Origin of the sequence: Haemophilus haemolyticus (assembly GCF_003493605.1) — a bacterium.
Classification (GTDB): Bacteria; Pseudomonadota; Gammaproteobacteria; order Enterobacterales; family Pasteurellaceae; genus Haemophilus; species Haemophilus haemolyticus_J.
The window spans coordinates 12701-26356 of record NZ_QQKA01000001.1 but is presented as its reverse complement, the minus strand read 5'-3'; the positions used below and the strand labels follow the sequence as shown (position 1 = coordinate 26356).

General features: G+C 37.3%; 15 protein-coding genes. 9 read left to right on the top strand and 6 right to left on the bottom strand.

Translation table 11 applies throughout. The features are described 5' to 3' along the window. Positions 1–3: 3 nt before the first annotated feature. On the bottom strand, positions 4–153 hold the full coding sequence (locus DV424_RS08895) for a hypothetical protein (RefSeq protein WP_192880608.1): 150 nt from the start codon (positions 151–153) through the stop codon (positions 4–6). Between the two features lie 230 nt (positions 154–383). On the opposite strand from DV424_RS08895, the gene tdeA reads away from it, so the two are divergent. After that, positions 384–1751 carry a toxin/drug exporter TdeA gene (gene tdeA, locus DV424_RS00150; protein WP_118858647.1) on the top strand — a complete coding sequence of 456 codons (1368 nt, stop codon included), beginning with the start codon at positions 384–386 and terminating at the stop codon, positions 1749–1751. Between the two features lie 90 nt (positions 1752–1841). Further along, positions 1842–2471, top strand: coding sequence for a histidine phosphatase family protein (locus DV424_RS00145; RefSeq protein WP_118858646.1), 630 nt, complete (start codon positions 1842–1844; stop codon positions 2469–2471). A gap of 159 nt (positions 2472–2630) precedes the next feature. Here the strand turns inward: DV424_RS00145 and pepT are convergent, their stop codons facing one another. Beyond that, positions 2631–3869, bottom strand: coding sequence for a peptidase T (gene pepT / locus DV424_RS00140; RefSeq protein WP_118858645.1), 1239 nt, complete (start codon positions 3867–3869; stop codon positions 2631–2633). 296 nt (positions 3870–4165) lie between these two features. Here pepT and potA point away from each other — a divergent pair, with 296 nt between their 5' ends. From potA to DV424_RS00120, 4 genes are all read left to right on the top strand, one after another. Beyond that, entirely contained in the window at positions 4166–5284 is a 1119-nt protein-coding gene (potA, locus tag DV424_RS00135; RefSeq protein ID WP_005645368.1) for a spermidine/putrescine ABC transporter ATP-binding protein PotA, read from the top strand. Continuing rightward, positions 5268–6128: a spermidine/putrescine ABC transporter permease PotB gene (gene potB, locus DV424_RS00130; RefSeq protein WP_005638601.1), complete on the top strand. Its 861-nt coding sequence runs from the start codon at positions 5268–5270 to the stop codon at positions 6126–6128. Before potA ends, potB begins: the two co-directional genes overlap by 17 nt. Further along, positions 6128–6898 carry a spermidine/putrescine ABC transporter permease PotC gene (potC, locus tag DV424_RS00125; protein ID WP_118858644.1) on the top strand — a complete coding sequence of 257 codons (771 nt, stop codon included), beginning with the start codon at positions 6128–6130 and terminating at the stop codon, positions 6896–6898. Before potB ends, potC begins: the two co-directional genes overlap by 1 nt. A 127-nt stretch (positions 6899–7025) precedes the next feature. Then, positions 7026–8108: an extracellular solute-binding protein gene (locus tag DV424_RS00120; protein WP_118858643.1), complete on the top strand. Its 1083-nt coding sequence runs from the start codon at positions 7026–7028 to the stop codon at positions 8106–8108. A gap of 105 nt (positions 8109–8213) precedes the next feature. On the opposite strand, the gene folE is transcribed toward DV424_RS00120, so the two are convergent. Beyond that, positions 8214–8870 (bottom strand): GTP cyclohydrolase I FolE, encoded by a 657-nt coding sequence (folE, locus tag DV424_RS00115; RefSeq protein ID WP_112071527.1) that lies wholly within the window; start codon positions 8868–8870, stop codon positions 8214–8216. A gap of 137 nt (positions 8871–9007) precedes the next feature. Here folE and moeA point away from each other — a divergent pair, with 137 nt between their 5' ends. The 3 genes from moeA (at position 9008) to DV424_RS00100 (ending at position 11347) form a co-directional block, all read left to right on the top strand. Continuing rightward, positions 9008–10222 (top strand): molybdopterin molybdotransferase MoeA, encoded by a 1215-nt coding sequence (moeA, locus tag DV424_RS00110; RefSeq protein ID WP_118858642.1) that lies wholly within the window; start codon positions 9008–9010, stop codon positions 10220–10222. Between the two features lie 3 nt (positions 10223–10225). After that, positions 10226–10957: a molybdopterin-synthase adenylyltransferase MoeB gene (gene moeB, locus DV424_RS00105; RefSeq protein WP_118858641.1), complete on the top strand. Its 732-nt coding sequence runs from the start codon at positions 10226–10228 to the stop codon at positions 10955–10957. Between the two features lie 66 nt (positions 10958–11023). Beyond that, complete coding sequence (locus tag DV424_RS00100; RefSeq protein ID WP_005628170.1) at positions 11024–11347, top strand: HI1450 family dsDNA-mimic protein; 324 nt, start codon at positions 11024–11026, stop codon at positions 11345–11347. Positions 11348–11414: 67 nt separating this feature from the next. On the opposite strand, the gene DV424_RS08890 is transcribed toward DV424_RS00100, so the two are convergent. The 3 genes from DV424_RS08890 to DV424_RS00085 all read right to left on the bottom strand — a co-directional run bounded on the left by DV424_RS08890 (position 11415) and on the right by DV424_RS00085 (position 13650). Next, entirely contained in the window at positions 11415–12332 is a 918-nt protein-coding gene (locus tag DV424_RS08890; protein WP_192880607.1) for a LysO family transporter, read from the bottom strand. A gap of 180 nt (positions 12333–12512) precedes the next feature. After that, on the bottom strand, positions 12513–12983 hold the full coding sequence (locus tag DV424_RS00090) for a redoxin family protein (protein ID WP_118858640.1): 471 nt from the start codon (positions 12981–12983) through the stop codon (positions 12513–12515). Between the two features lie 25 nt (positions 12984–13008). After that, positions 13009–13650, bottom strand: coding sequence for a cytochrome c biogenesis protein CcdA (locus DV424_RS00085; RefSeq protein WP_118858639.1), 642 nt, complete (start codon positions 13648–13650; stop codon positions 13009–13011). Between the last annotated feature and the right edge of the window lie 6 nt (positions 13651–13656).

The following is a 13656-nucleotide window of genomic DNA, read 5'->3' as shown; positions in this document are numbered from 1 at the left end:
TGGTTAGTTTGACAGATGAAAAGAAAAGATTAATATTGCTTGCTTGCTTGCTTGCTTGCTTGCTTGCTTGCTTGCTTGCTTGCTTGCTTGCTTGCTTGCTTGCTTGCTTGCTTGCTTGCTTGCTTGCTTGCTTGCAGAATTGTAATAAAACATATTATATCCTCCTAGGATAAAACAAAAAAGAAACATGACTTTACGTTAAATAGATTGATATGTAAAGGAAATACAATTTTTTCGTGCAAATTCTACTATTTAACTTTAAAATACCTGCCACTGAACAAACGTTCATTATAAATAATGGTCACAATATTTATTTTATAAATAAAAAAGTGCGGTTAAAATCATCCGCACTTTCCACTCATTTTCGTAAGAAGGAAAACTCAATGTTTAAAATGAAAAATATCACGCTTGCTTTGTTGATATCTGGTGCATTGGTGGGATGTGCCAATATTGGCGATTCTTATCAAGCTAGCCTTGAAGATTACAAGCAATATGAAGAAATTACCAAGCAATATAATGTAAAAGAAAATTGGTGGTCATTGTATAACGATGCGCAATTAAATCGCGTAGTAGAACAAGCGTTAATAAACAACAAAGATTTAGCTAAAGCAGCCGTGGCTGTAAACCGTGCGCTTTACAGTGCAAATTTAGTGGGTGCAAATTTAGTGCCTGCATTTAATGGTTCAACTTCATCAGCGGCACAACGTCGAGTTGATACAAGTGCAAACTCTGCCATTTCACACAAAGGTTCTTTAAATGTGAGCTATACATTGGATCTTTGGCAACGTTTAGCCAATGCCGCTGATGCTGCAGAATGGTCGCACAAAGCAACCGCTGAAGACATGGAATCTGCTCGTTTATCATTAATCAATTCTGTGGTCACGACTTATTATCAAATTGCTTATTTAAATGATGCAATTAGCACAACCAACGAAACGATCAAATATTACACGGATATTGGCAATATTATGCAAACGCGTTTAGCACAGGGTGTGGCTGATGCGGTCAGTGTTGATCAAGCACAACAAGCAGTATTAACAGCGCGTAATAACAAATTAAATTTTGAAACCCAACGCAAAACGGCAGAACAAACGCTACGGAATCTTCTTAACCTAAAACCAAATGATGCGTTAAATATCACGTTCCCACATATTATGAATGTGAAAACTGCCGGGGTGAATTTGAATGTTCCTGTATCTGTGATTGCAAATCGTCCTGATGTAAAAGCAGCGCAATTCCGTTTAAGTAGTGCATTCAAAAATGCCAAAGCAACTCAAAAAAGTTGGTTCCCAGAGGTTAATTTAGGTGGAAGTCTATCTTCAACCGCAAGTACTGTTGGCACGGCGTTACACAATCCTGTGGCTGCTGGCACAGTCGGAATTAGCCTACCATTCCTAAATTGGAACACCGTAAAATGGAACGTTAAAATTTCTGAAGCTGACTACGAAACCGCACGTTTAAATTACGAACAACGTATTACCACGGCTCTCAATAATGTGGATACCAACTACTTTGCCTTTACCCAAGCGCAAAGCACATTAAGGAATTTACAGCAAACCCATAGTTACAATCAGCGTATCACGCAATATTATCGAAATCGCTATAATGCGGGCGTATCAGAATTGCGCGAATGGCTAGTTGCAGCCAATACTGAAAAATCATCACAACTTGCGATTTTGAACGCAAAATATCAAGTGCTACAAAGTGAAAATGCAGTATATAGCTCAATGGCGGGATATTACTCTCGTTAATAAAACTAAACATAGGGCGTTTTTAAACGCCCTTTTTAATATTACATTCCTCACTTAACGTATAAACCTTACCAATAAATATTCCTAAAAATGAAAAAACAACTGACTTTTTATTTTATTCGTCATGGCCGCACTGTTTGGAACGAACAAGGATTAATGCAAGGCAGTGGAGATTCTCCATTAACAGAAGAAGGCATTCAAAGTGCGGTAAAAACTGGGCAAGCTTTACAAAATATCGATTTTATTGCGGCCTATTCAAGCTGTTTACAACGAACCATTGACACAGCCAATTATATTATTGGCGATCGTGGCATTCCCTTATTCCAACATCGTGGATTAAATGAACATTATTTTGGTAGTTGGGAAGGAACGAATGTGGAACTGATCCGACCTTTACCCGAATTCCAACAAATGATTAATGATCCTGCAAACTATAAAGCTGAATCGAATGGTGGAGAAACTTATGAACAACTAGCAAAACGAGCTATCGCAGCAGTACAAGACATCATTAAGATTCATCAAGAAGGGAATATTTTAGTGGTATCGCATGGCCATACCTTGCGTCTATTGATTGCTTTACTCAATGGCGAAACTTGGCAAAATCACCGAGATAAAGACAAATCAGTATCTTTATTAAATACAGCTATTAGCGTCATGCATTATGACAGTGAAAAAGGCTTTAGCCTTGAAAAACTAAATGACACAACGCATTTACAATAGATAAAAAAAAGCCCCTAAATCATTAGGGGCATCAAAAAGGAATTTATGAATAAAATCTCTAAAGTTTAGCTTTATCAAAGGAATCTCGATAAAACAGGGTCATTATATTGATTAATCTAAAGAATAGCAAGAGAAATCTTTACATTTCTTTACAAATCTTTACGCTTCTTTACATTTCAGCATTTCGATAATTACTTGAACCGTCTTTTCCATGCCTTGTAAAGAAACCAACTCGTGTTTACTATGGAAATTATAGCCACCAGTAAAAATATTCGGGCATGCTAAACCTTTAGATGCTAAAAATGCCCCATCTGTACCGCCTCGAATCGACTTGTGACTTGGTTTAACCCCTACCGCTTTCATTGCTCGATCAGCAAGTTCAATTGATTGAGGAACATTTTTTACCACATCATACATATTTTGGTAGCTATCTTGAATTTCTAACTCAATAGACTTTTTCAAACCTTTTTTAGCATTAAATTTTTCCACCTGACTTTTAATGAAGGCTTTTCTTTGTGCGAAATTCTGCTCATCAAAATCACGAATCAAATAAGTGAGCTCTACTTGCTCAATATCGCCAGAAAAATCTTCTAAATGATAAAAGCCCGCTTTCCCATCTGTTTTTTCTGGTACTTCATCAACTGGAAAAACTTGCTGGAACTCGCAAGCTAAAGTCAGTGCATTCACCATTTTTCCTTTTGCGTAACCAGGATGAATACTACGCCCGAAAAACCGCACTTTTACCGTTGCAGCATTAAAGTTTTCGTATTCTAATTCCCCTACTTCGCCACCATCAATGGTATATGCCCAATCACAGGAAAACTTTTCCATTGGGAAATAATGGATTCCCAAACCAATTTCTTCATCAGGCGTAAAAGCAACACGAATATTGCAATGAGGAATATTCTCTTTCTGAAGAATGGAAAGTGCGGTCATAATTTCTGCAATTCCCGCTTTATTATCCGCCCCAAGCAAAGTGGTTCCGTCGGCAACAATCAGAGTCTGCCCGACCAATTTTTGCATAAAAGAATAATAAACAGGACTAATAAACTCCTCACCAATACCTAATGCAATATCTCCGCCACGATATTGCTCTATCACTTCGGCACGTACATTTTTGCCACTACATTGCGGGGACGTATCAAGATGCGCAATTAAACCAATGGTTTTCGTCAAGCTAGGATCATTAGCGGGTAAAAATGCTGTTACCACCGCATATTTACTTACTTCAACATTCTCCAAACCAAGCTGGATGAGTTCTTTTTCCAGCTGCATGGCTAACTTCATTTGCCCGACAGAGCTAGGGGAATGCTTCGCGTTAGGTTTTGATTGGGTGTCAAAAGACACATAATGTAAAAATCGTTCTAAAAGTTCTGTTTTATCTGTTTGAGAAATCATATTCTCGCTCCTTTTAAAAAAATCTTTTTTAGTTTAACGAGAAAAATAGAAAACACCTTGATATATAACAATATTTATAAAATTAACGAAGTAAAATTCATCGAAAGTGCGGTTAAATTTCTCGTTATTTTTATGGATGGCAGTTTTTTTACTTTCTAAGGCATTAAGTCCTTTTAATTATTAACAATTCACTATATCATAGGCGCCTATTTTTATATGTCGCCCCTGCAGTCTTGCAGGTTTTATTTCTACTCAGTACCAAATCATTGGTGAAATTAGGGAGAAAACCAAAGCTAGTGGAAAATCAGCTTCAAAACAAGCCTATTATTGAGCTTCGTTCAATCAAAAAATCCTATGGTTCTAACACCATTATTAACGATTTCAATCTTACAATTAATAACGGTGAATTTGTCACTATTCTCGGCCCTTCAGGCTGTGGTAAAACCACAGTTTTACGCTTACTTGCAGGCTTAGAAGAATTGGATTCAGGTAGCATTATTTTAGATGGTGAAGATATCACCAATGTGCCAGCGGAAAAACGTCATATTAATACGGTATTCCAAAGCTATGCGCTATTTCCACATATGACAATTTTTGAGAACGTGGCTTTTGGTTTGCGTATGCAAAAAGTACCAAACGACGAAATTAAACCGCGTGTTTTAGAAGCCTTGCGTATGGTACAGCTAGAAGAAATGGCAGATCGTAAGCCAACTCAACTTTCTGGCGGACAACAACAACGTATTGCCATCGCTCGCGCCGTAGTAAATAAACCAAAAGTGTTGTTACTTGATGAGTCTTTATCTGCATTGGATTACAAATTGCGTAAACAAATGCAAAATGAACTCAAAATGTTACAACGTCAGCTTGGCATTACCTTTATTTTCGTCACCCACGATCAAGAAGAAGCCATTACAATGTCTGATCGCATCGTATTGTTACGTAAAGGTAAAATCGCACAAGATGGTTCTCCACGTGAAATCTATGAAGATCCAGCGAACTTATTCGTTGCTCGTTTCATTGGCGAGATTAATGTATTTGAAGCAACGGTGATTGAACGTAAGTCAGAACAAGTTGTACTTGCAAATGTGGAAGGTCGAGTTTGTGATATTTACACAGACATGCCTGTTGAGAAAGATCAAAAACTTCAAGTACTACTTCGCCCTGAAGATATTGTGATTGAAGAATTAGATGAAAATGAACATTCTAAAGCAATTATCGGCCACATTGTTGACCGCACTTACAAAGGAATGACATTAGAATCAACGGTAGAATTTGATCATAATGGCATGCGTGTACTTGTAAGTGAATTCTTTAACGAAGACGATCCACATATGGATCATAGCGTAGGTCAACGGGTAGGCATCACATGGCATGAAGGCTGGGAGGTTGTTCTCAACGATGAAGATAATCAATAATAAATTCCAGAAAATTACTGTTGCGATTATCTTCAGTTGGCTCATCTTCTTTGTGTTGATTCCAAACTTATTGGTATTCGCCGTAAGTTTTCTGACTAGAGACGGTAGCGACTTTTACGCTTTCCCAATCACCATTGAAAACTACACAAACTTATTTAATCCGCTTTATGCACAAGTTGTGTGGAATTCATTGTATATGTCGGGCATAGCTACCATTATTTGCTTATTAGTTGGCTATCCATTTGCTTTCATGATGAGCAAAATTAATCCTAAATATCGACCGCTCTTATTGTTCCTTGTGGTATTACCATTCTGGACAAACTCGTTGATCCGTATTTATGGAATGAAAGTGTTTCTCGGTGTGAAAGGTGTACTTAACACTATGTTGATGGACATGGGAATTTTGAGTGAACCCATTCGCATTTTGAATACAGAAATTGCGGTAATCATTGGCTTAGTTTATTTACTATTGCCATTTATGATTTTGCCGCTTTACTCTGCGATTGAAAAATTAGACGGTCGCTTATTAGAGGCTGCAAGAGATTTAGGCGCAAATGCATTCCAACGTTTCTTCCGTGTCATTTTACCACTAACCATGCCAGGCATTATCGCGGGGTGTTTATTAGTATTATTACCGGCAATGGGTATGTTCTACGTTGCAGACTTACTTGGCGGAGCAAAAGTATTGCTGGTTGGTAACGTAATTAAGAGCGAATTCTTAATTTCTCGTAACTGGCCATTTGGTTCTGCAATCAGTATTGGTTTAACTGTTCTAATGGCATTGTTGATTTTCGTGTACTACCGCGCTAACAAACTATTGAATAAGAAAGTGGAGTTAGAATAATGAGTCGTTTACTACGTAATGCATTTATGTTTGTGGTATACGCTTATTTGTATATCCCAATTATCATTTTGGTCACCAATTCCTTTAACGAAGATCGTTATGGTTTAAGCTGGAAAGGCTTTAGCTGGAACTGGTACGAGCGTTTATTTAATAACGACACCTTAATACAAGCAGCGATTCATTCGGTAACTATTGCATTTTTTGCGGCTACACTAGCTACTATTGTAGGTGGATTAACGGCAATCGCACTTTACCGCTATCGATTCTGCGGTAAACAAGCGGTAAGCGGAATGTTATTTATCGTCATGATGTCACCAGATATTGTAATGGCAGTATCTTTACTCGCGTTATTTATGGTTGTCGGTATTTCATTAGGTTTCTGGTCTTTATTACTAGCTCATGTGACCTTCTGTTTACCGTATGTGACCGTAACTATCTTCTCTCGCTTAAATGGCTTTGATTCTAGAATGTTAGAAGCGGCAAAGGACTTAGGCGCAAGCGAAGTGACCATTTTACGTAAAATTATCCTTCCTTTAGCATTACCTGCAGTTGTATCTGGTTGGTTATTAAGTTTCACTATTTCATTAGATGATGTTGTGGTTTCATCATTCGTCAGCGGTGTAAGTTATGAAATCTTACCATTGAGAATATTCTCTCTAGTGAAAACCGGTGTAACACCTGAAGTTAATGCTCTAGCAACAATTATGATCGTGCTTTCATTGGCTCTTGTCGTTTTAAGCCAGCTAATTACACGAAAAAATAACCATTAATAAACAAAAGGTTTCACAAACCTTTGAATTTAAAATAGAATACGCCTTGACGCACAATCAAGGCGTTTTTTTATGCCTGTCATTCGGCAGGTGGTTTTTTACGACTCTTTACGGAGAACAAACAAAAATGAAAAAATTCGCAGGTTTAATTACTGCAGGTTTAGTAGCTGCAACTTTAACTGCTTGTAATGATAAAGAGAGCAAAGCTGAAGCTGCAAAATCTCCGGCTACTGCCAATGACACTGTGTATCTCTACACTTGGACAGAATATGTGCCTGATGGTCTTTTAGATGACTTCACAAAAGAAACAGGTATTAAAGTTATTGTTGCAAGTTTAGAATCAAACGAAACAATGTATGCAAAACTCAAAACTCAAGGTGCCTCTGGTGGCTATGATGTGATTGCACCATCTAACTACTTCGTCTCTAAAATGTCTAGAGAAGGCATGTTAATGGAACTAGATCACAGCAAATTACCTGTTATTAAAGAATTAGATCCTGATTGGCTCAATAAACCTTATGATAAAGGTAACAAATACTCTCTTCCACAATTATTAGGTGCACCAGGTATTGCATTCAATACCAACACTTATAAAGGCTCTCAATTCACTTCTTGGGCTGACTTGTGGAAACCAGAATTTGCAAACAAAGTTCAGTTATTAGACGATGCGCGCGAAGTATTCAACATCGCTTTATTGAAAATTGGTCAAGATCCAAATACTCAAGATCCAGCCATTATCAAACAAGCCTATGAAGAATTATTGAAACTACGTCCAAACGTACTTTCTTTCAATTCCGATAACCCAGCTAACTCTTTCATCTCGGGTGAAGTTGAAGTAGGTCAATTATGGAATGGTTCTGTACGTATTGCTAAAAAAGAAAAAGCACCTTTAGACATGGTATTTCCGAAAGAAGGTCCAGTACTTTGGGTTGATACTCTAGCAATTCCTAAAACCGCTAAAAACCCAGATGGCGCACATAAACTTATTAACTATATGTTAGGCGCTAAAGCTGCAGAAAAATTAACCTTAGCAATTGGCTATCCAACAGCTAACTTAGAAGCGAAAAAAGCATTACCAAAAGAAATCACTGAGGATCCAGCGATTTATCCACCTGCTGATGTATTAAAAAATAGCCACTGGCAAGATGATGTTGGCGATGCAATTCAATTCTATGAACAATATTACCAAGAATTAAAAGCAGCTAAATAATCTACAATCCAAAAGTGCGGATAAATTTCCCCGCACTTTTCTATTCGAGATAATATAAAAATAGCCGCACTCATCTTAAAGTGCGGCTATTTTATTAACTATTTTTTACTTCTGAACTGTAGCTAAAAATTCTTTACGAGTATCTCTATCTTCTAAGAATACGCCACCATAAGCAGATGTGACAGTATAACTATTTGTATCTCTAATACCACGCGCTTTCACGCAGAAATGGGTCGCTTTCACATATACCGCGACATCATCTGTCTCAAGAATTGTTTGAAATGCTGTCAAAAGTTGCTCGGTTAAGCGCTCTTGAACCTGTGGACGCTGAGCAAAAAATGAAACGATTCGATTAATTTTAGAAAGACCAATCACCCAATCTTTTGGATAGTACGCCACACAAACTTTACCATCAATCGTAACAAAATGATGTTCACAAGTGCTTGTTAGCGTGATGTCATTCACTTGTACCATTTCGCTGACTTTCATTTGATTTTTGATTTTTGTCATCTTTGGAAAATTCGCATAATCCATTCCACTAAAAATCTCATCAATAAACATTTTAGCCAAACGATTTGGCGTTTCTTCCAAACTATCATCTCGCAAATCTAATCCAATCAGCTTCATCACTTCATGCATGTGTTTTGCAATACTTTCTCGACGTTCATCTTTAGCCTGTGTTGGATCAATCATAGGTGTTTCAATGCCTTTTTCAATCAAGGCATTTCTTACATTTTGTGCATCCAGTGAAATTTTGCTCATAATAGTCTTTCCTAAAAAAATAATCGGCTATTCTAGCAAAGGATAATAGGATGGTAAAATGAGAAAAATTGCAAATTTGAATGAATTAGGCTTTAGATATAGAATAGCTGACAAATTTTATCAAATAAGGATTTTCTATGCTTACATTGGATCAAGCTCGCTCGAAAATGCTCGAACAGATTCCCTTCCCGACTCAAACTGAATACCTAAATTTACAAGATGCCGCCAATCGAATTTGTGCAGAAGATATTATTTCACCTATTAATGTTCCCTCTTTCGATAATTCAGCAATGGATGGCTATGCTGTACGTTTATCTGATTTACAACAATCTTTAACGCTTTCGGTAGCAGGAAAATCTTTTGCAGGTAATCCATTCCAAGGGGAATGGTCATCACAAAGTGCGGTCAGAATTATGACTGGTGCGATGATTCCTGAAGGCGCAGATGCAGTGATAATGCAAGAGCAAGTGATACTCAATGAAGACGGAACCGTCACTTTTAGTGAATTACCTAAACCAAATCAAAACATCCGTCGTATTGGCGAAGATGTAAAAAAAGGCGATGTGGTATTAGAACAAGGCGCACCACTCACCCCAGTTTCCTTGCCATTATTAGCCTCTCTAGGCATTGCAGAAGTAAAATGCTATCGCCAATTAAAAGTCGGCGTACTCTCAACTGGTGATGAACTTGTCGAAGTTGGCAAACCATTACAAAGCGGACAAATCTATGACACTAACCGTTTCACCGTAAAATTATTACTCGAAAAACTAAACTGTGAAGTCATTGATTTAGGACTATTGCCTGATAATGAAGCTGAATTTGAAAAAGCATTTATTGCCGCACAAAGCCAAGCCGATTTAGTGATTACCAGTGGCGGAGTTTCCGTTGGTGAAGCGGATTTTACTAAAGCAGTATTAGAAAAAGTAGGTCAAGTAAATTTCTGGAAAATTGCAATCAAACCCGGCAAACCATTCGCTTTTGGTAAATTAGAAAACGCTTGGTTCTGTGGCTTACCAGGCAATCCAGTTTCCGCATTAGTGACATTCTATCAGCTTGTTCAGCCACTTATTGCTAAACTGCAAGGCCAAAAACAATGGAAAAAACCACCGCACTTTTCAGCCATTGCCACAATGAATTTGAAAAAAGCACCTGGGCGTTTAGATTTCCAACGGGGTTTTTATCACATCAATGAACAAGGCCAAATTGAAGTGCAATCAGTGGGGTTCCAAGGATCTCATCTCTTTAGCGCTTTTGTAAAAAGCAATTGTTTTATCGTTTTAGAACAAGAACGTGGCAATGTCTCTGCCGGTGAAACGGTGACGATTGAGCCTTTCAATCATTTATTAGGATAAAAAATGATCGAACTTAGTCACGAAGAAGAATTGCGTTATAATCGTCAAATTATTCTTAAAAGAGTAGATTTTGACGGGCAAGAAAAACTTAAAGAAAGCAAAATGCTGATCGTTGGGCTTGGTGGTTTAGGCTGCGCAGCCAGCCAATATCTCGCAGCAGCAGGTGTTGGAAATTTAACTCTATTGGATTTCGATATAGTTTCTCTTTCGAATCTTCAGCGACAAGTCTTACACTGCGATGCTCGCTTGAATATGCCCAAAGTAGAATCAGCCAAAATTGCACTCAAGCAAATCAATCCACATATAAACATCGAGACGATTAATGCGAAGTTAGACGAAGAAAAACTCGCAGAAATCATTCCGCACTTTGATATTGTTTTAGATTGTACAGACAATGTGGAAATCCGTAATCAGTTGGATCGCCAATGTAATCATGCAAAAATTCCTCTTATTTCTGGCGCAGCGATTCGAATGGAAGGTCAGGTTTCCGTTTTCACTTATGAGCCGAATACGCCTACTTATCGTGATCTCAGTAAATTATTTGGACAAAATGTATTAAGTTGTGTGGAAGCTGGCGTGCTTGCACCAATCGTCGGCATTGTGGGCACGATTCAGGCCTTAGAAGCAATTAAAGTGCGGTTAAAAATCGGTAAGAATTTATGTGGCCGCTTATTGATGATTGATGGTTTTTCGATGAATATCCGAGAAATTAAACTTCCAACCCATATGGAATAAAACGCTTAAAAGAGAAAGAAATTTAACCTCACTTTTTATTAGCCATAACCTTTACGACAAAATACTATGACAACAGAAATTAAAAAACTTGATCCAGATACAGCCATTGATATTGCTTACGATATTTTCTTAGAAATGGCTGGAGAAAATTTAGATCCTGCTGATATTCTTTTATTCAATTTACAATTTGAAGAACGCGGCGGCGTGGAATTTGTTGAAACTGCCGATGATTGGGAAGAAGAAATTGGTGTACTAATTGACCCAGAAGAATACGCTGAAGTGTGGGTGGGCTTAGTCAATGAGCAAGATGAAATGGATGATGTCTTTGCTAAATTCTTAATTTCTCACCGAGAAGAAGATCGCGAATTTCACGTTATTTGGAAAAAGTAACGATAACGTAAAAATAAGGGAAATCATCTGATTTCCCTTTTTCTTTTCTCTTAAAATTAACGCGCTATTAAATTGGAAAACTCGAGAAAAAGACTAATAACAGCGGTGGTAATAAATTTGTCACCATACCAAAAGAAATGGCAATAGGCGTCACTTCAATTCCGCCTGATTTTTGAATAATAGGCAATGTACAATCTAATGCCGTTGCGCCTGTAATCCCAATAGCTGTAGAGCGATAATGTTGCATAAACAATGGAATCAAAAATAAGCTCAAAATTTCACGCGATAAATCATTGAAAAAGGCAATACTACCCTGTATCGGTCCCCAAGCATTTGTCAGCACGACGCTTGATAAAGAATACCAACCAAATCCCGATGAAAAGGCTAAACCTTGAGTAATCGGCATACTTAGAAAAAATGCTGAAATAACACCACCGACTAAAGAACTTAAGGTAAAAATTGCCCCCATCATTAAGCCTTGCTTATTTAATAAGACTTCTTTCAAGGAAATTCCGTTATTACGAAGCTGAATCCCGACAAAAAAGATCAACGCAATAAGCACGTAAAGATTGGAACCATGTGGGAAATGCAAGCAATCATTGCACAGCCAACCTAAAACGATGCCAATAATTACCGCACTTAATAATTTAATTGAATCCATTAACGAATGCCAACGAGATGGCAATTCTTCCTGTAAATAATTAACAGGCTTAGGCAAAGTGCGGTCATAAATGGCCAAGCCTACGATATTACAAGTCAGAATGATAGCGGATAGCTCCAAAGCAGTCATACCAATAATCGGCAGTTTTTGTTCTAAATGCTCGAGTTGCCCAAGCATAAACCCCATCATAAATAAAATAATGTAAAGCAATAACATCACCATTTTATTAATAAATGCCAACGCATTTTGATTCTGTATTTTGACTAAGTAGCCCAACATCATCGGCACAAGCACGATGAGTAGTCCATTAATTATTTCTTCCATTGTTTCCTTCACAAATATTACTTTTATCTCGTCTGTAAAAGTAAAGACCATTTCAATATCTAAGCACTATTTATAATATATACTTTTTATCAATCTACCAAATTCCCAATGAAAGAATATCTACGTTATGCCAGAAATAAAAAAGCGGCTGGTTAAATTTTAATTACCAGCCGCTTGATTTTATTTCTCAATAAACTTACTTATTTGCTCTGCACCTAAATGCCCTGGCACCGTTTTCTTCACATTTAAATCAGCATCTAAAAATAGATTAAACGGATAACCTCGAACATGAACACGATCAATAATATCACCATTTTCATCTAGCAAGACTTTAATATTTTTATATTCTAGCCCTTTGTACCACTCAATAAAATCAGCAGAGCCTTTTTCGCCTTTGTGATCGGGCGAAACAATGGTAATCACTTCAAAATTGCGATCTTTTTCCGCACTTAAATCATCAATTTCAGCTAATCCAGCCAAGCAAATCGGACACCATGACGCCCACATTTTAATGTATAGCGGCTTACCTTTATATTGTGAAAGTGTCACAGGTTGATTATTAAGATCTTTTAGTTGTACATCCGCTAAATTGGTTTCAGCAAAGCTGTTTAAACTAAACGCCATCAAAAAAATTGCCAGTAATTTTTTCATATTTATTTCCTTTTATTTCATATTTTTACGCTAAGTTATTAGTAATTAATAAAATACCCATCACAATAATCAAAATACCACCCGCAATTTTGAATTTATTGAGATGTTTATTAAGCCCTTTGACTCGTTTAAGCAAGCTATCAGAGAAGAACGAAAACAGTACAAAAGGCGTTGCCAAGCCTAAAACATAAACGAACATCATTGATGCACCGTAAAGTGAGGATCCTTCATCGCCTGATAAAGCTAACACGGAAGCCAAAATCGGGCCAATACAAGGTGTCCAACCAAGACTAAAGGTTAAGCCAAGCACAAATGCCTCAAGTGCAGTTGATTTTCCTGATGTTTTTATTTCCACCAATTTTGTGCGTTCAAGTAAACCAATTTTGAAAATGCCAAGTTGATGAATACCTAAAATAATCACGATAACGCCAGCAATAATGCGGGTGGTGTTACTAAATAAAATATTCCCTAAAAAGCCAAAACTAAAGCCTAAACTGACAAATGTAAGGGAAAGCCCTAAAATAAATAAAAAAGTATTTAAGACTTTTTTACCGCCTTTACTCAAAATACCGAAATAAATCGGGATAATCGGGAAAATACAAGGCGAAAGAAAAGACGCAAGCCCCGCTAAAAATACAGTTCCAATAAGGAGTTGTTGATCTAACATCCTACA

What these genes read in the sequence shown, in the direction of transcription:
- moeB (WP_118858641.1), top strand. Translation starts at nt 10,226, where the DNA reads ATGATCGAACTTAGTCACGAAGAAGAATTGCGTTATAATCGTCAAATT.
- moeA (WP_118858642.1), top strand. Translation starts at nt 9,008, where the DNA reads ATGCTTACATTGGATCAAGCTCGCTCGAAAATGCTCGAACAGATTCCC.
- folE (WP_112071527.1), bottom strand. Translation starts at nt 8,870, where the DNA reads ATGAGCAAAATTTCACTGGATGCACAAAATGTAAGAAATGCCTTGATT.
- potC (WP_118858644.1), top strand. Translation starts at nt 6,128, where the DNA reads ATGAGTCGTTTACTACGTAATGCATTTATGTTTGTGGTATACGCTTAT.
- DV424_RS08890 (WP_192880607.1), bottom strand. Translation starts at nt 12,332, where the DNA reads ATGGAAGAAATAATTAATGGACTACTCATCGTGCTTGTGCCGATGATG.
- DV424_RS00120 (WP_118858643.1), top strand. Translation starts at nt 7,026, where the DNA reads ATGAAAAAATTCGCAGGTTTAATTACTGCAGGTTTAGTAGCTGCAACT.
- tdeA (WP_118858647.1), top strand. Translation starts at nt 384, where the DNA reads ATGTTTAAAATGAAAAATATCACGCTTGCTTTGTTGATATCTGGTGCA.
- DV424_RS08895 (WP_192880608.1), bottom strand. Translation starts at nt 153, where the DNA reads ATGTTTTATTACAATTCTGCAAGCAAGCAAGCAAGCAAGCAAGCAAGC.
- DV424_RS00090 (WP_118858640.1), bottom strand. Translation starts at nt 12,983, where the DNA reads ATGAAAAAATTACTGGCAATTTTTTTGATGGCGTTTAGTTTAAACAGC.
- DV424_RS00100 (WP_005628170.1), top strand. Translation starts at nt 11,024, where the DNA reads ATGACAACAGAAATTAAAAAACTTGATCCAGATACAGCCATTGATATT.
- DV424_RS00145 (WP_118858646.1), top strand. Translation starts at nt 1,842, where the DNA reads ATGAAAAAACAACTGACTTTTTATTTTATTCGTCATGGCCGCACTGTT.
- DV424_RS00085 (WP_118858639.1), bottom strand. Translation starts at nt 13,650, where the DNA reads ATGTTAGATCAACAACTCCTTATTGGAACTGTATTTTTAGCGGGGCTT.
- potB (WP_005638601.1), top strand. Translation starts at nt 5,268, where the DNA reads ATGAAGATAATCAATAATAAATTCCAGAAAATTACTGTTGCGATTATC.
- pepT (WP_118858645.1), bottom strand. Translation starts at nt 3,869, where the DNA reads ATGATTTCTCAAACAGATAAAACAGAACTTTTAGAACGATTTTTACAT.